The following is a 17,729-nucleotide window of genomic DNA, read 5'->3' as shown; positions in this document are numbered from 1 at the left end:
CGTCGGGATCAGCTAATCGGAAGCGGACGGAAAGTCGCTTCACACCGTTTCTGGAATTGCCTTAGCTGGCGACGCTCGCCTGCGGCGTGGTCCGTTCGGCCAACATCTGGCGCACCGCCGTCATCGAGCCGCTCAGTTCGTTGATGGCGTCGTCGATCAGCGCCCGCTGCTTCTGCAGGCGGGCAAGCTGCTTCTCCGACTTGTCCAGCGCCAGACGCAACTGCTTGGTGTTGGAACCGGTCGGATCGTAAAGGTCCATCATCTGCTTGACGTCGCGCAGCGAGAACCCGACCTTGCGGCCGAGCAGGATCAGCTTCAGCCGGGCCTTGTCGCGGCGCGTGTAGAGGCGGGTCGAACCGTCACGCTGCGGGTTGAGCAGGCCTTTGTCCTCGTAGAAGCGCAGCGTGCGCAGCGTCACGCCGTATTTCTTGGCCATTTCGCCGATGCGGGCGAGATCCTCGCCGGCTTCGACAGGTATATTGTTGGTATTGGCCGCGGTCTCGCCGGCCGAGATAAGCTTCATGGTCACTGGCTTTCCCCGTTGGTGGCGTCGCGGTCCCGGACCATGCGTCGCCTGACTGGAAGCGGGGGCGTGCTTCCAGCCGTGGTTTCGACAAACAAAATCGCAAACAGCACGCTTCAAGGCGCCCTTTACGTTTACGTCAATTCTATACCGATAGCCGCCTCATGACGCAAGGGCGTTCTGTGATCGGTGCTTTATGCCGCACTGCGGGCAGCGACAGCCAACTTCCTTGCAACTTCTTAAGCTTGGTTAACGCGTTGTTTACCACGTTGGGCGAAATGTGCGCGTGTCGGCTACCCGTGTTTATCCTGTATCGAATTTCTCACGGTTTTTCGGAGCGCGGGTGAAACCCGGGAAGCTTGTCTTCCACCGTGGCATGGAAGCGCGGTCGCCTTCGTTCCGGCAGGGACTTGGAGAGCTGGTCGCAAACCGGCCAATCTGAAAGACGGACGCACCGATGAACAGCAAGCGGTCCTACCTCGATACACTCAACGCCGGCAGGCAGCGCAGGCCACAGACCACGCTCGAGCAACTGAACCGCTCGCTGGAGACGCTGGAACAGCGACTGGGGCAGACGCGCGAGGAGGTGACGGCGAGTCCCGCTTCCCGCCAATACGGCGCCGACCCGCGCTATCCCGCGACCGAGCCACGCTATCCCGCCGCCGACCCCCATTATCCAGCCGCCCAGCCAACCGGCCAGCAGCGCTGGTACGAGGAACCGCAGCCGGCCCCGCGCCCTCAGAATCCGGCGCCTGCCCCCTCCTTCGACCAGAACTACCAGGCCATCGCCCGCGACATCGACCGCGTCCGCGGCCAGGAAGACAGCGTCGCCATGGTCGGCAAGATCGCCGGCGAACTGCGCGGCATGCGCGAGGAGCTGCGCCACCAGATGACGGCAGGGCTGCAGCGCGAATTCGATGCGCTGCGCAAGGATATCGACCGCGCCTTCCAGTCGAACGCCAGGCCCGGCGCATCGGGCAAGGGCAGCGCCGAACTCGGCATCGAATTCGAACGGCTTTCCGGCGCCATCAAGTCGCTGTCGGAAAAGAGCGACGACAGAAGCGTCAACCTGCTGCGGCTGGAGCTCGAGCAGGTCAAGACCGCGCTCGATACGCTGGCGCGCGAGGAGAGCGTGCAGAAGGTCGACCGCCGCTGGGACGATTTCGACCGCCGCTGGACGGCTTTCGAAGACAGGGTCGATGCCGACCAGCGCAAACGCTCGGACGATCCCGCCCTTGCGGCCCTGACCGGCCGGCTGGAGCAGATCAGCAATGCCGTCAACAACCTGCCGGAATCGCTGTCGCTACGCTCGCTGGAGGAAAAGGTCCGCACACTTGCCGGCGCCGTCGATCACTTCGCCAGCCAGCAGGACAATCGCGGCGGCGACACGCTTGCCATGATCGACGAGCGGCTGGACGAGATTTCCCGTGCCATCGTCGCCTCGACCGTCGCGGCACAGGCCAATTCGGTCGACCATGAAGCTTTCGAGCGCATCGAGAAGCGTATCGACTCGCTCGCCCGGCAGATCGAGGAAGTGGCGCAGGACCGCCCCGGCAACGCGGTCATGGATCGCCTGAGCACGCTGTCCAACCGGGTCGACGAATTGGCCGGTCGCGCCAACCTGCCCGAACAGGCGATGGAACGGCTGGCCAAACAGATCACGCTCATCGCCGACAAGATCGACCAGGCGCCGGCCATGCCGGACGCCGACTATATCTTCCATGGGCTGGAGCAACGCTTCGACGTGCTGTCCGGCATGATGGAACGCCGCCAGGGCGACGCCATCGAACAGGGCAACATGCTGTTTCGCGATCTCGAACGCCGGCTGGACGAAGTTGCCGACCGGCTTGACCAGCGCATGATTCCGCAGATCGACAGCGCCGGCATCATGGAAGCCATCGACGCCCGCTTCACCGCACTCGCCCAGCGCATGGAAACGCGCGTTCCCGATCCTGCCGGCGAAGCGGCGATCCGTGGACTGGAAAGCCGGCTCGAGGACATTTCAAGCCGGCTGGACGCGTCGGCGGCGCAGGTGGCCGGCATCGATCCGGCGCTGATCCGCAGCCTGGAGGCGCAGGTCGCCGGCCTGTCGGCTCACCTGTCCAAGCCCAGCACGCCGCTGCCAGAATTCGAAGACATCAGCCCCCGCCTCGACGAAATCGAGAAGGCGCTGGCGGGAACCCGCGATTCCATTCTCGGCGCGGCACGCGAAGCAGCCGAGAACGCGGTGCGGTCATTGGCCGGTTCGAACGCCAACACGACGGCGGTTTCAGGCCTCGCCCAGGACCTGAAGACACTGGAAAGTCTGACGCGCCGTTCCGACGAGCGCAATTCGCGCACATTCGAGGCCATCCACGATACGCTGCTCAAGATTGTCGACAGGCTGGGTTCGCTGGAAACCAGCGAACCGTCCGAAGCGGTAAGCGAGCTCCTGGATACCGCGCCGGTGGATACGAGCGGCTGGCGGGGCGCACGGCGGCCCAAGATGACCGTGAACGCGCCGTCGATGAACATTGACGAACCGCTGCCGCTGAGCGGTGACTTGGCCGATCTCGACGCGCGTGCCGCGGCCATATCGCGCGGTGAACCTGGTTTCCCCGGCGAGCCGGTGGTGCATGCCGATACGCGGCTGCCACGTGGGCCGGGCGCCCGCACGCCGGCGGAAGCCGCCGCCGCCGCCGCCATGGCCGCACTCGGTTCCGACACCATCGCCGAGAAGGATCAGCCGGCTGGCCGCAAATCGTTGTTCGGTGGGCTGGCACGCGCCTTCAAGAGCAAGAAGACGGCGGATGTTCCGCCGCTGGCTGGCTCGGCGCCGAGCGCCGAGATCCCGAGTATTGATCTCGACGAGCCGCTCGACCCGAAAGTGGCCAACCGCCCGCTGGAACCCGGCTCCGGCGCACCCGACCTTAATGCCATCATGAAGCGTGTGCGCGACGAGCGGGCGCAACCGGCAAGGCCCAGTGAAAGCGATGCCGCGAAATCGGATTTCATCGCGGCCGCCCGGCGGGCCGCCCAGGCCGCCGCAGCCGAGGCGGATGCCTTGAAGCGCCAGTCGACCATGAAAGGACCGGTGAAGGCACTGAGAATCGGCGACCTGCTCAAGGCGCGGCGCAAGCCGATCCTGATGGCTGCGGCAGCGATCATGCTGGCGCTTGCCGGCCTGCAGCTCGGCAAGGCGTTTCTCTCGGATCCGGCCCAGGTGGCAAATAACGACGCGACCCCGATCATCACCGCGCAACCAGTGCAGACGGCATCCGTCGACATGGCGAGCCAGCCGAAGATCGAAACCCAGCCGGCGACAACGGACAGCGCGCCTGCCCGCCCCGTCAGGCAAGCCGATCCCTCCGTTCCGGCAAGCAAGAATGAGATGGTCGCGCAGACCGCGCTCGCCATGCCGTCAGACACGGACGCGATGGCGAATACGGCGCCGGCGGCGTCCGCGGCTTCGGCCACGTCTTCCGGCCCGAGCGCCAACGCCCCCGAGGCGATGGCTTCGGCCGCTCCGGCGCCAACCGCGCCCGTTTCCATGGCCCCGGAGGCTACGGCTTCAGCGCCGGCCGCTGTCGCCAGCGGCGCGCAAGGGACGGATACCGCTTCGCAGCCGGCCATGCCAATGGCGACCAACGACAGCCCCGCTAAGGATGCCGCCGTTGCGCCGACGCCAGCGACGGCCAAGTTCGACATCCCGGCCGATGCCGGCCCGGCCGCGCTGCGCGATGCCGCCGCTGGCGGCGACGCCAAGGCGCTGTTCGAGATCGGCTCGCGCTACGCGGAGTCGCGCGGCGTCAAGGAAGACATGGCGGCGGCCGCCAAATGGTATGAGAAGTCGGCTGAACTGGGCTTCGCGCCGGCCGAATACCGCATCGGCAATTTCTACGAGAAGGGCATCGGCGTCGCCCGCGACATCAAGAAGTCGAAGACCTGGTACCAGCTCGCCGCCGAGCAGGGCAACGCCAGCGCCATGCACAATCTGGCCGTGCTGTTCGCCATGGCCGCGGATGGGGTGACCGACAATGAATCGGCCGCGCACTGGTTCCAGGAGGCCGCCGACCTCGGCGTCAAGGACAGCCAGTTCAATCTCGGCATCCTCGCCGCCAAGGGCGTCGGCATGAAGCAGAACCTCGAGGAGTCCTACAAATGGTTCGCGCTGGTCGCCAAGACCGGCGACAAGGATGCGGCTACCAAACGCGACGAGATAGCCAATGCGCTGCGGCCCGAACAGCTGGAGCGCGCCCGTGCCGCGACCGAATTGTGGAAGGCCAAGCCACTCAACGCGGCGGCCAATTCGGCCGACATTCCCGAATCCTGGCAGGAGGGCACGCCGCAGACGACCGCCGGCATCGATATGAAGAAGGCGGTCAAGAACATCCAACTGATCCTCAACAAGAACGGCTATGATGCCGGCGGCGCCGATGGCGTCATGGGCGACAAGACCAAGAACGCTATCATCGCTTTCCAGACCGACAACAAGCTGCCGGCGACCGGTGCCGTCGATGAAAAACTGGTCAGGGCACTGCTGGCGCGCAAATAACGGAAGAAGCGTCGTTTCCGCGATGCCCCTGCCACACATTTGCCTGTTAACTGATTGAGATATTTTTTGTTTCGGCACGGTGGCGGGGTTTGACCCCACCACCGTTTCGGCGCAAGAAAAAATTGGCTTTTCGGTGCGAGACTGCCAGCCGCGGCAGCATTGGCCGACAGGCAAACTGATCGAGACTGACGGGTGGGCATCTATCTCCCGATTGCGGAAATTTCCGTCAACGTCTTCGTGCTGCTGGCCATGGGGGCCGCGGTGGGCTTCCTGTCGGGCATGTTCGGCGTCGGCGGCGGCTTTCTCATCACACCGCTGCTGATCTTCTACAACATCCCCCCGGCGATCGCGGTCGCCACCGGCGCCAACCAGGTCATCGCCTCATCCTTCTCCGGCGCGCTGTCGCACATGAAGCGGGGGACGCTCGACTTCAAGCTCGGTGGGGTGCTCCTGGCGGGCGGCATCGTCGGCTCCACCGGCGGCATCTTTGTCTTCGGTTTGCTGCGCAGGCTTGGTCAGCTCGACCTGTTCATCTCGCTGCTTTATGTCGTGCTGCTCGGCACCGTCGGCGGTCTGATGCTGGTCGAAAGCGTCAATGCCCTGCGCGCCACGCGCAGTGGCGCGGCGCCGGTGCTGAAGAAATCCGGCCAGCACAATTGGATCCACCGCCTGCCGCTGAAGATGCGCTTCAGGGCGTCGAAACTGTTCGTCAGCGTCATCCCGGTGCTTGGCCTTGGTGCCGGCATCGGCTTCCTGTCGTCCATCATGGGTGTCGGCGGCGGTTTCATCATGGTGCCGGCGCTGATCTATCTGCTCAAAGTGCCCACCAACGTCGTTATCGGCACTTCGCTGTTCCAGATCATCTTCACCTCCGCCTACACGACGCTGGTCCACGCAACCACCAACCAAACCGTCGATGTGATGCTGGCCTTCCTGCTGATGGCCGGCGGCGTGGCCGGCGCGCAATATGGCGCCAAGGCCGGCCAGAGGCTGCGCGGCGAGCAATTGAGGGCGCTGCTGGCTTTGCTGGTGCTGGCCGTGGCAATCCGGCTTGCCATCGATCTGTTCGTGACGCCGCCCAATCTCTATTCGCTGTCCGGCGCGGGTCTCAACTGATGAGGGGGTTGGGGACGCTCGCAACCGCCATCTTCCTGTCCTTGCTTGCGCCAACCACGCCGGCGAGAGCACAGACGCCACCGATAGAAAGCATTCAGATCGGCCTTTCTACGGACAATGTCTCCATCACCGCCGGCTTTTCCGGCGCCGACCTGACCATCTTCGGTTCGCTGGAAAACCCCGATCCGCTGGTTGCGCGCCAGGGTCGCTACGATGTCATCGTCGTGCTTGAAGGGCCACCCAAGCCGGTAGTGGTACGCCGCAAGGACCGGGTGCTCGGTGTTTGGATCAATCTGGAATCCGAGACCTTCGAGAACGTGCCGGTCTCCTATTCGGTTGCGACGACACGACCGCTGCAGGACATCACCGAACCGAACAGCTACAGGCAGCTGTCGCTCGGCGCCTCCAATCTCTACATGCAGCCCGCGGACGCCGGCGATAGCCCGGCCACGATCGAGGAATTCACCGCGGCCTTGCGCGAGCGCAAATCGGCGACCGGCCTCTACAGCGAGAATGTCGGCGGCGTGCAGTTCCTGTCGCAGAACCTGTTCCGCGCCACAGTTCGGCTGGCGCCGAATGTTCCGGTCGGCACCCACAAGGCGCGCGCCTTCCTGTTCAAGAGCGGCCTGTTCATCAAGGAAAGCTCGGCCCAGCTGGAAATCCGCAAGTCCGGTTTCGAGCAGTCGATCTTCCGCGTCGCCCACGACTACTCTTTCCTCTATGGCGTCTTCGCCATATCGCTGGCCATGATAACGGGCTGGCTCGGCAGGCTGCTCTTCCGCAAGGACTGAGACGCCAAAAGGGGTTTCCCTTTCTCGCGCCATGCTATAGACCGCACCTCCCCGCCCGACGGGCATACACGCACAATTCAATCCGGCAGAGTGGTTCGGTCGCCCGAAACCAAGGCGCGCACCTCTCCCGCGAGCGCCGATACGCTGCCCGCCAATGACAGGAGGCTGCGATGCGACCAGCATTCGCCGGCATTGATTTCGGCACGTCAAACTCCACCGTCGGCGTGGTCAGCAGCGGACAGCCGCACCTCGTTCCTCTTGAGGACGGCCAGGTCACCTTGCCGAGTGCCGTCTTCTTCAACTTCGAGGACGGCCGCATCGGCTACGGCCGCCAGGCCATCGCCAATTACACGGATGCGGTCGAAGGCCGATTGATGCGCTCGCTGAAGAGCGTGCTTGGCAGCTCGCTCGCGCACGAAAAGACCCGCATCAAGGCGCGCTCGATCGGCTTCATGGAGATCGTCGGCCTGTTCATCGGTCATCTCAGGAAAAGGCTGCAGGAACACGCCGGCGGTGCGGTCGAGAGCGTGGTGCTCGGCCGGCCGGTACAATTCGTCGATGACGATGCCAAGGCCGATGCGAAGGCGCAGAGCGAGCTCGAAGCTGCTGCCCACGCGCAAGGCTTCAAGCATATCGCTTTCCAATTCGAGCCGATCGCCGCGGCGCTCGACTACGAACAGAAGGTGACGCGCGAGGAACTGGCGCTGATCATCGACATGGGCGGCGGCACGTCGGACTTCTCGATCGTCAAGGTCTCGCCGCAGCGCGCCCGGTCATTCGACCGCAAGGACGATATACTGGCCAGCCGTGGCGTCCATATCGGAGGCACCGACTTCGACCGGCTGCTTAGCATCGCCCATGTGATGCCGAGGCTCGGCTATTTGACCCCGACCAAGGACGGCAAGCGCAATCTGCCGGCAAGCTATTTCATCGATCTCGCCACATGGCAGCGCATCAACCTGGTTTATACCGCCAAGGCGATGACGCATCTGCGCCAGATCCGCTACGAGGCCGAACGCGCCGATCTGGTCGACCGCTTCATCCACATCGTCGAGCATCGCTATGGGCACGCGCTGGCGGCATTGGTCGAAAAGGCCAAGATAGAGCTGACCGACAGGTCGTCGGCGGAAGTCGCCGTGACGCTGCCGGGCGCCGCGTTCGCCGCCGAGATCACGCGCGAGGGGCTGAACGCCACGATCGCCAGGGATATCGAGCGGATCACCGAAACGGTCGGCCAGACCTTCCGCGACGCGCAGGTCAAGCCGGCGGACATCACGGCGGTGTTCCTCACCGGCGGATCGACCGCGATCCCGCTGGCAAGACGGGAAATCCTGTCGCTGGTGCCGCAGGCTTCCGTCATCGAAGGCGACATGTTCGGCTCGGTCGGCCTTGGCCTGGCTTTGGATGCCCAACGGAAGTTCGGCTGAATCGTCTTTGTTTCCACGCAATTCCAGACGGGAGCCGCAACGGCCCTTTCCTGGATTGCTACACTTTGTTTTGACGCAATTCCGGACGGAAAACCGCTACGCACTTTTCCTGGAATTGCTCTAAGCCGACCTGCTTCCCGCGGTTTCCGCGCCGAGATGCGCCTTGAGCGCCATCTGGGCCAGGCTTGCCTGGCGATCGCGATGGGTGATCATGGCGAAGTCGCGCTTTGGCAGTTCGATCGGCACGGCTCTCAGACTGCCTTCGGCGACGGCGCGTCCGACGACAAGTTCCGAGATGATGGTGGCGCCGGCCCCCGCCTCGACCGCCTGGCGAACCGCCTCGTTGCTGGGCAGCACCAGGAACACCTGCAAGTCGGCGAGCGAAATCCCCTCACGGCGCGCCAAATCCTCCAGCACTTCGCGCGTGCCCGAACCGCCCTCGCGGATGATCCAGCGCAGGCCCCTGATGTCGGGGCGTCCCGGCGCGGTTTCGGCGATCTCGGGATGCGAACTGGCGACCACAAGCATCAACCGATCGGTATCGACCTTGGCGCGGCGCAATATGTCGGACTCAGTGCGCCCCTCGACCAGGCCGAGATCGGCGGTTCCATCCAGCACGCTGGCCTCGACCTGCCTTGTATTGCCGATGCTGACGCTCAGCCTCACCGCGGGGTAGGCCTCGTGGAAGGACGCCAGCCGGCGCGGCAGCCAGTAGCTGGCGATGGTCAGGCTGGCGGCGATTGAGAGACTGCCGGCGACCGTCTGCGAGACATGTTCCAGCACGTTGCGGGCGGCGGCGGCCCGCTCCAGAACGGCCTTGGCCTCGGGCAGGAACCGGTGGCCGGTCTGGGCAAGTTCGATGTTGCGGCCGACGCGGTTGAACAGATGGACGCCGTGCTGCTCTTCAAGCGCACGGATGGCGGCCGATGCGGCGGACTGGGAAATGCCCAAAAGCTCCGCCGCCTTGGTCATGTGGCCGCGCTCGGCGACGGCGACGAAAATGCGCAACTGATCCAGGGTCATGGGGGCATTAAGAACCAATATCGATCGAATTTACAAGAACAACTGATTAGACGGATCGATAGCTTTATTCTACTTTTTTGATCGAAGTTAGAAAAAATTGGCCATCGAATAGCAGCTGATAAAATGATCGGGCGGTTCAGATCCCTGCTTGCCCATTGGGCCCGTGGCATCCGGCGGCGGCTGGCCGGCGATGGCTATCACCCGGAAGAGCATTACATGCGTGGTCCCGGGCCGAAGACACGGGCCAAGTCCGCGAACCGTGTGGATACGGCGGGATCATGATGCACGGACCGCCGCGCGGGGCGAATTCCGCACCATCGCAACGCCCGCTTGCCGACACCCGCGCGCCCGATGAAGGCGACGGCGTCGACACCTCGCCAAGCGTTTCCGACCGCATCGCCAAGACGACCTGCTATATGTGCGCCTGCCGCTGCGGCATCGACGTGCACGTCAAGGACGGTAAGGTCCGCTACATCAACGGCAACAATGACCATCCGGTCAATCGCGGCGTGATCTGCGGCAAGGGCAGTTCCGGCATCATGCAGCACTACAGCCCGGCCCGGCTGAGGAAGCCGCTGCTCCGGAGCGGGCCACGGGGCTCGGGCGAGTTCCGGGAGATCGAGTGGGAAGAAGCCTTTTCGATCGCGACCGCGCGACTCTCGGCCATTCGCCGGACCGACCCGAAAAGGCTCGCCTTCTTCACCGGGCGCGACCAGTCGCAATCCTTGACCGGCTGGTGGGCCAGCCAGTTCGGCACGCCGAACTTCGCCGCCCATGGCGGCTTCTGTTCGGTCAACATGGCGGCCGGGGGGCTCTACTCGATCGGCGGCTCGTTCTGGGAGTTCGGCGAGCCCGACTGGGACAACACGAAGTACTTCATGCTGTTCGGCGTCGCCGAGGACCATGATTCCAACCCGATCAAGATCGGCCTCGGCAAGCTCAAGGCGCGCGGCGCCAAGGTTGTGTCGATCAATCCATGCCGGACCGGCTACAATGCCATTGCGGACGACTGGATCGGCATCCGGCCCGGCACCGACGGCCTGTTCGTCTTCGCGCTCATCCATGAACTCATGAAGGCCGGGCGCGTCGACCTCGACTATCTCCTGCATTACACCAACGCCCACATGCTCGTCATCCAGGAGACTGACGCCGCCGATGACGGGCTGTTCGTGCGCGACGCCGACGGCAATCCGCTGGCCTGGGACAGGGTGGCGAAAGCCTCCGTCAAGGCAATCGACCCGGAGGCGAAGCCGGCGCTGACCGGCAGCTTCGAAGTCGACGGCCGCCGCTGCGTGCCGGTGTTCCAGCTGATCGCCGACCGCTACCTCGATGAGAGCTATGCACCGGACGCGGTCGCGGAGCGTTGCGGCATTCCCGCCGATACGATCCGCCGGATCGCCGCCGAACTCGCCCATGTCGCGTTCGAGCAGACGATCGAACTGCCGGTCGCGTGGACCGATTGGGCGGGGCGCCGACACGAGACCATCAAGGGGCGGCCTGTTTCCATGCATGCCATGCGCGGCATCTCCGCTCATACGAACGGCTTTCACACCTGCCGCGCCATCCACCTGCTGCAGGTGCTGCTCGGCACTGTGGATGTTCCCGGCGGCTTTCGTTTCAAGCCGCCCTACCCCAGATCGGCGCCGCCGGGCCCAAAACCCGCCGGCAAGACCGTCAAGCCGATGACGCCGCTCGACGGCATGCCGCTTGGCTTTGTCTGTGGGCCGGATGACCTGCTGGTCGATGAAGCCGGCACGCCGCTGCGCATCGACAAGGCCTATTCGTGGGACGCGCCGCTGGCCGCGCACGGCCTGATGCACACCGTCATCCGCAATGCCTGGGCGGGCGATCCCTACCCGATCGACACGCTGATGATGTACATGTCGAACATGGCCTGGAATTCCTCGATGAATACCGTCGAGACGATTCATATGCTGACTGACCAAGATGGGACCGGCAACTACAAGATCCCGTTCATCATCTATTCCGACGCCTATTATTCCGAGACCGTGCCGTTCGCCGACCTCGTTCTGCCCGACACCACCTATCTCGAGCGCCATGACTGCATCAGCCTGCTTGACCGGCCAATCAGCCATGCCGACGGGCCGGGCGATGCCATCCGCCATCCCGTCGTCGAGCCGGACCGCGACGTCAGGCCGTTCCAGTCGGTGCTGATCGAGCTCGGCGCGCGGCTCGGTCTGCCGGGTTTCGTCAACGACGACGGATCGGCCAAGTATGCGGACTATGCCGAATATATCGTCAACCACGAGCGCACGCCGGGCATCGGCCCGCTGGCCGGCTGGCGCGGCAAGGACGGGACCTCGATCGGCAAGGGCGAGGCCAATCCGAACCAGTTGCAGCGCTACATCGACAATGGCGGCTTCTGGCACCACGACTTTGCCGACGACCAGCGCTATTACAAGATGGCCAACCGCTCCTATCTCGATTTCGCGGTGCGGATGGGCTTTATCACCGAGGCGGAGCCGATCATCTTCCAGCTCTATTCCGAACCGCTGCAGCGCTTTCGACTGGCCGCGCGCGGCCATGGGCGGATGCAGCCACCGGAGGCCGAACGCCAGCGCATCGAGACCTACATGGACCCGCTGCCGCTCTGGTACACGCCCTTCGAGGAAGCGGTCGTCGATCTTAAAAAATATCCGCTGCACGCGCTGACGCAGCGGCCCATGCACATGTATCACTCCTGGGGTTCGCAGAATGCGTGGCTACGGCAGATCACCAGCCAGAACCGGCTGTTCGTGCATCACCGGACCGGCACCAGCCTCGGTCTTGTCGACGACGACTGGGTGTGGATCGAAAGCATCAATGGCAGGGTCAAGGGGCAGATCAAGCTGATCGACGGGGTGAACGAAAGCACGGTCTGGACCTGGAACGCCATCGGCAAAAGGCGCGGCAGCTGGGGGCTTAAGGACGATGCCGCCGAGAGCAATCGCGGCTTCCTGCTCAATCACATCATCGGCGACCAGACATCGGCCGACGCCAGTGGCAAATGCTATTCGAACTCGGATCCCGTTACCGGCCAGGCGGCCTGGTTCGACCTGCGCGTACGCATCGTCAAATGCGCGGCGGAGGAAGCCGGTTTCACCGAGCCCCAGTTCGAGCGTTTTCACCAGCCGCCGCATTTCGAGCCTTTGCCCGACAAGCTGAGCTTCGGCGCCGATTTTCGCCGGGCAAGAGAGGCTGCGGAATGACTTGCCTTCCCACCCACACCGACAAAAAGCTCGGCTTGGTTATCGATCTTGACACCTGTGTCGGCTGCCAGGCCTGCGTCACCGCCTGCAAGGAATGGAATACCGGCGGGCATATGGCGCCGCTGACCGACATCGACCCTTATGGCGGCCATGTCGACGGCGTTTGGTTCAACCGCGTGCACAGCTATGAGCACATCACTGAAATGGGCGGGCGCACGGTGAACTTCCCGCGCTCCTGCCTGCATTGCGAGATGCCGGCCTGCGTAACCGTCTGTCCGACCGGCGCCTCCTACAAGCGGGCCTCGGACGGCATCGTGCTGGTCGACGAGGACAAGTGCATCGGCTGCAAACTGTGCAGCTGGGCTTGCCCCTATGGTGCGCGCGAATTCGACACCGATGTCGGCGTCATGAAGAAATGCACGCTCTGCGTCGACCGCATCTATAACGACAATCTGGCCGAGCAGGACCGCGTGCCGGCCTGCGTCGCCGCCTGTCCGACCAGCGCCCGGCATTTCGGCGATCTTGGCGATCCCGCTTCGGCGATTTCGTTACTGGTGACGGAGCGTGGCGGCGTCGACCTGATGCCGGAGATGGGCTATCACCCGACCAACAAATACCTGCCGCCGCGCGCCCACACGCAACGCGCCGCATCGGTGCCCGCAAAGGCGCTGGAGCCGGTGCGGGCCGAAGGCGGCTTTCTCGGCTGGGTCGACCGCATGCTTTCGAATTAGCCCATGCATCCCGCCTTCTCCGTCGTTTTCTTCACCACCGCCACCGGCGCCGGCTATGGTCTGCTCGCGCTGCTTGGCGTGCTTGGCGCGGCCGGCCTCGTCTCGCCAGACTTCTGGCTGGGGTTCGTCGGCATGGGGCTGGCGCTCGGCCTGATCAGCGCCGGCCTGTTGTCCTCGACCGGCCATCTCGGCCGGCCGGAGCGGGCCTGGCGGGCGTTCTCGCAATGGCGCAGCTCCTGGCTGTCGCGTGAAGGTGTTGCCTCGGTGGCCACCTTCATCCCGGCAGGACTGTTCGGCATCGGCTGGGTCATTCTTGGCCGCCTCGACAGCTGGGTGGCGGCCGCCGGGGTTCTGGCCGCCATTGGCGCCATCGTCACGGTCTGTATGACAGGCATGATCTATGCCTCGCTGAAACCCATCGCCCACTGGCACAGCCCCTACACCTTGCCCGGTTACCTCATCTTCTCGGCGATGAGCGGCAGCGTGCTTCTGAACGCGGTGCTGCAAGGCTTTGCCCTGGGCTCGAACATCTTTCTGGCATTTTCCGTGCCGCTCGTCCTGCTTGGCTGGATCTGGAAACTGGCAACCTGGCGTTACAACGACCGGCTGGAAACCGCGACCACCGCCAACACCGCAACCGGGCTTGCCGGCGGCACGGTGCGGACACTGGAATGGCCGCACACCGAAGAAAACTACCTGCTCAAGGAAATGGGCTTTCGCATCGCGCGCAAGCACAGCGCGAAGCTGCGCCGGATCACGCAGGCGCTGGCCTTCGCTTTACCCATCCTGTTGCTGGTTGCCGCCTTCGCCTTTCCGTGGCCCTTGGCGGCGGTGCTTTCGGCGCTCGCCGCCGTTGCTCAATTCGCCGGCATGCTGGTCGAGCGCTGGCTGTTCTTCGCCGAAGCCAAGCACACGGTAACCTTGTACTACGGACGTTGAGCTCAGCCGGGGTGCAACATCGAGCCAGAGATGGCGAAGATGCGGTCGGTGCCAAGCATATAGGCCATCAGCGATTCCAGGCGGAACAGCCCGCCATAGGCGCGGTCGAGCACGTTGAGCGAGCCGGTATAGGCACCGAAGGCCGGCATGATCATGCGGCCGCCATCGCCGGCGAAGCAGCGCCTGCGCACCGAGCGCCCGCGCTGCACGATGCGGGCGCAAGGGTGGAGATGGCCCGCGATCTCGCCCTCGAGGCGCACCTTCGACGGTTCGTGCCGAAACAGCAGCGCGCCGATGGCAAGTTCCCGCACGGTTTCGCCGGGCAGGTCGGCCGGCGCTTCCGGGTCGTGATTGCCGGCGACCCAGAACCATTGGCGACCGGCCATCAGCGCTTCCAGCCGCTCGCGGAAGCTGGCATGCATGCGCCCGGCGCCGCCGCCATCGTGAAAGGAGTCGCCCAGGCTGATGACGATCGACGGCTGATAGTCGGCAATCACCGCCTGCAGCCGCAGCAAGGTCGCACCGGTGTCGTAGGGCGGGATCAGCGTACCGCGCCTTGCCAGAGACGACCCCTTTTCCAGATGCAGATCGGAGACCGCCAGCAGCTTGAGTTCCGGGAAGTAGAGCACGCCGCGCGGATCGCAGACCGCACGCTCGCCGGCGATGCCGACAAGGTCGGCCTCGGCAATCAGCGATGCACGCGCCAGCGAAAAATTCATGCCTCACTCATTCCCGGTCCCATGGCCTCCTCGACCAGTGTCGCCGCATCCATCAAAAGCGTTTCATCGGCTTCGCCGTTCACCGGCATCTTGCCGATCTCAAGCATGATCGGCACCGCGAGCGGCGAAATCTGCTCCAGATTCTTATGCATGATTCGACCTTGGATGCGCGAGAGCATGTCCGCAAGTCTACTGACATCCAGCAGACCGGCAGCCGCGTCCGCGCGCGTTGCCTGAAGCAGGATGTGGTCGGGCTCGTGGCTGCGCAGCACGTCATAGATCAGGTCGGTGGAGACGGTGACCTGGCGACCGCTCTTCTCCTGGCCCGGATGCCGTTTTTCGATCAGCCCTGAGATCAGGGCGCAATTGCGGAAGGTGCGTTTGAGAAGCCAGCTGTCGGCGAGCCAGGCCTCCAGATCGTCGCCCAGCATGTCCTGGTCGAACAGCGCGCCGAGAGACGGCTTGCGGGCTTTGAACATCGCGCCCATGTCGCCCAGCGACCATATTGCCAACGCATAGTCGGTGGCCACAAAGCCCAGCGGCCTGGCACCCGCCCGGTCGAGCCGACGGGTGAGCAGCATGCCTAGCGTCTGGTGGGCGAGCCTGCCCTCGAATGGGTAGGCGACCAGATAGTAGCGGTTGCCACGCGGAAAAGTCTCGATCAGCAGGTCGCCGCGTTTGGGCAGCACCGATTTCTCTGCCTGGTATCTCAGCCAATCGGCTACCTGTTCAGGCAGTTGCTTCCAACGCTGCGGGTCGTCCAGCATGATGCGGACCTGCTCGGCAAGGTATGTCGAAAGCGGAAACTTGCCGCCGCCATAATAGGGCACCTTGGCATCACTGCCGGGCGCGTTGGACACGAAGCATTCGCTTTCGCGGATGCCCTCGAAACGCAGAATTTTGCCGGCAAACATAAAGGTGTCGCCATGGGTCAGGGTTTCGAGGAAAGCCTCCTCGATCTTGCCCAGAACCCGGCCGCCGCGCGACGCCGAACCCTTGCTGCCGGCCTGGACATACCGCACGTTGAGCGCCGGCACCTCGATGATGGTGCCGACATTCAGCCTGTATTGCTGGGCGACGCGCGGATTGGATACCCGCCATAGTCCCTCCTTGTTCAGGCGGATGCGGGCGTAGCGCTCGTAGTTCTTCAAAGCATAGCCGCCGGTGGCGACGAAATCGATGACGCGGTCGAATGTCTGGCGATCAAGATCGGCGTAAGGCGCGGCAGTCCGGATCTCCTCGAACAGCGCATCGGCACTGAACGGTGCGCCACAGGCACAGCCCAGCACATGCTGTGCCAGCACATCGAGCCCGCCATTGACCAGCGGCGGCGTGTCCTGCGCGCCAAGATAGTTGGCGTCCAGCGCTGCCCGGCACTCCAGCACCTCGAAGCGATTGGCTGGGATGAGGATTGCCTTCGACGGTTCGTCCATGCGGTGATTGGCGCGGCCGATGCGCTGCGCCAGGCGGCTTGCCCCTTTCGGCGCGCCGACATGCACGACCAGATCGACATCGCCCCAGTCGATGCCAAGGTCGAGCGTGGAGGTGGCGACGATGGCGCGCAACGCATTGTCGCCCATTGCCTTTTCGACGCGCCGGCGCTGCGCAACATCGAGCGAGCCGTGGTGGAGCGCGATCGGCAACGTGTCTTCGTTGGCGCGCCACAATTCCTGGAACAGCAGCTCCGCTTGGCTGCGCGTGTTGACGAATAGCAAGGTCGTCTTGTGGCGCTTGATTTCGCGGTAGATTTCCGGCGTCGCATAACGAGCCGAATGTCCGGCCCAGGGCACGTGCTCTTCCGAATCGAGGATCGATATTTCGGGCTTCGCACCGCCGGTGACGACGATCAATTCGGCCATTGCGCTGGGTGGGTTCTGGCTGACCAGCCAGCGCCGTAACTCATCCGGTTCGGCGACCGTCGCCGACAGGCCGATCGTCTGCAGGCCAGGAACAAAGCTGCGCAGCCGCGCCAGGCCGAGTGCCAGGAGATGGCCGCGCTTGGAGGTCACCAGCGAATGCAGTTCGTCGAGCACGACATAGCGCAGGTCCTCGAAGAAGCGCCTGGCATCGGGAGCCGCGATCAGCAGCGCCAGTTGCTCTGGCGTGGTGAGCAGGATGTCGGGCGGCACGAGTTTCTGCCGCTGGCGCTTGTGCGAAGGCGTGTCGCCGGTGCGCGTCTCGATAGTGACGGGCAGCCCGATCTCTTCCACCGGCTTGCCGAGATTGCGCTCGATGTCGACGGCCAGCGCCTTCAGCGGCGAAATGTAGAGCGTATGGATGCCGCGATGCGCGTGCCCTGGTTTTCGCCTTGGCCTGACGGCCAGTTCGGTCAGCGACGGCAGGAAGCCTGCCAGCGTCTTGCCGGCGCCGGTCGGGGCGATCAGCAGCACCGACTGTCCGCTCTGGGCCTTCGCCAGGAGTTCGATCTGATGGGCGCGCGGCGACCAGCCCTTCTCGCCGAACCATTTTACGAATGGCTCGGGCAGGGCAATGGCGGCATTCTGGTCTGCAAGGCGCGGCTGCTCTGTCACGTGCCAGAGGTAGCGCGAGCGCGCGCGATCGCCAAGCAGAATCGGAACAAAAGGGGATCGCGCTATCTACTTCGCCATAAGAGATTGACGAAATGTTCGGGGAAAGCGCCCCCGTCACTATACGGGGAGAGCGACTGTCTTGGATTTCAAGCGGGTTGCCATGGTTTTTGGTCCCTGATCATGGCG

Annotated in this window: 11 protein-coding genes; 7 read left to right on the top strand and 4 right to left on the bottom strand. The window is 64.2% G+C overall.

Going from position 1 to position 17,729, the window contains the following annotated elements; all coding sequences use genetic code 11:
- Positions 1-61: 61 nt before the first annotated feature.
- A complete protein-coding gene (locus FJ930_RS22325; protein WP_140765517.1) occupies positions 62-523 on the bottom strand; it encodes a MerR family DNA-binding transcriptional regulator in 462 nt (153 codons plus the stop codon).
- A 457-nt stretch (positions 524-980) separates the two neighbouring features.
- Between FJ930_RS22325 and FJ930_RS22320 the strand changes: the two genes are divergently transcribed.
- The 4 genes from FJ930_RS22320 to FJ930_RS22305 all read left to right on the top strand — a co-directional run bounded on the left by FJ930_RS22320 (position 981) and on the right by FJ930_RS22305 (position 8,391).
- Positions 981-5,057: a peptidoglycan-binding protein gene (locus FJ930_RS22320; protein WP_141840133.1), complete on the top strand. Its 4,077-nt coding sequence runs from the start codon at positions 981-983 to the stop codon at positions 5,055-5,057.
- 192 nt (positions 5,058-5,249) lie between these two features.
- Entirely contained in the window at positions 5,250-6,173 is a 924-nt protein-coding gene (locus FJ930_RS22315) for a sulfite exporter TauE/SafE family protein (protein WP_141840132.1), read from the top strand.
- Positions 6,173-6,964, top strand: coding sequence for a TIGR02186 family protein (locus tag FJ930_RS22310; protein WP_141840131.1), 792 nt, complete (start codon positions 6,173-6,175; stop codon positions 6,962-6,964). Before FJ930_RS22315 ends, FJ930_RS22310 begins: the two co-directional genes overlap by 1 nt.
- Positions 6,965-7,134: 170 nt before the next feature.
- Positions 7,135-8,391 carry an Hsp70 family protein gene (locus FJ930_RS22305; RefSeq protein ID WP_141840130.1) on the top strand — a complete coding sequence of 419 codons (1,257 nt, stop codon included), beginning with the start codon at positions 7,135-7,137 and terminating at the stop codon, positions 8,389-8,391.
- Positions 8,392-8,511: 120 nt separating this feature from the next.
- On the opposite strand, the gene FJ930_RS22300 is transcribed toward FJ930_RS22305, so the two are convergent.
- Positions 8,512-9,414: a LysR family transcriptional regulator gene (locus FJ930_RS22300; protein WP_141840129.1), complete on the bottom strand. Its 903-nt coding sequence runs from the start codon at positions 9,412-9,414 to the stop codon at positions 8,512-8,514.
- 278 nt (positions 9,415-9,692) lie between these two features.
- Between FJ930_RS22300 and FJ930_RS22295 the strand changes: the two genes are divergently transcribed.
- The 3 genes from FJ930_RS22295 to FJ930_RS22285 are packed head-to-tail and all read left to right on the top strand — an operon-like array spanning position 9,693 to position 14,293.
- Positions 9,693-12,623, top strand: a complete 2,931-nt coding sequence (locus FJ930_RS22295) for a molybdopterin oxidoreductase family protein (RefSeq protein ID WP_181763449.1) — start codon at positions 9,693-9,695, stop codon at positions 12,621-12,623.
- Positions 12,620-13,354, top strand: coding sequence for a 4Fe-4S dicluster domain-containing protein (locus FJ930_RS22290; RefSeq protein ID WP_141840128.1), 735 nt, complete (start codon positions 12,620-12,622; stop codon positions 13,352-13,354). Before FJ930_RS22295 ends, FJ930_RS22290 begins: the two co-directional genes overlap by 4 nt.
- A 3-nt stretch (positions 13,355-13,357) precedes the next feature.
- Positions 13,358-14,293, top strand: a complete 936-nt coding sequence (locus FJ930_RS22285; RefSeq protein WP_141840127.1) for a DmsC/YnfH family molybdoenzyme membrane anchor subunit — start codon at positions 13,358-13,360, stop codon at positions 14,291-14,293.
- Positions 14,294-14,295: 2 nt separating this feature from the next.
- Here FJ930_RS22285 and pdeM read toward each other — a convergent pair whose 3' ends face one another.
- Both pdeM and FJ930_RS22275 read right to left on the bottom strand, forming a co-directional pair.
- Positions 14,296-15,012, bottom strand: coding sequence for a ligase-associated DNA damage response endonuclease PdeM (gene pdeM, locus FJ930_RS22280; RefSeq protein ID WP_141840126.1), 717 nt, complete (start codon positions 15,010-15,012; stop codon positions 14,296-14,298).
- Positions 15,009-17,543: a ligase-associated DNA damage response DEXH box helicase gene (locus FJ930_RS22275; RefSeq protein WP_141840125.1), complete on the bottom strand. Its 2,535-nt coding sequence runs from the start codon at positions 17,541-17,543 to the stop codon at positions 15,009-15,011. Before FJ930_RS22275 ends, pdeM begins: the two co-directional genes overlap by 4 nt.
- Positions 17,544-17,729: the final 186 nt, after the last annotated feature.

The sequence above is a fragment of the Mesorhizobium sp. B2-4-15 genome, assembly GCF_006658505.1.
GTDB lineage: Bacteria > Pseudomonadota > Alphaproteobacteria > Rhizobiales > Rhizobiaceae > Mesorhizobium.
The sequence above is the reverse complement of the archived record's forward strand: the minus strand, read 5'-3'. Positions and strand labels throughout refer to the sequence as shown.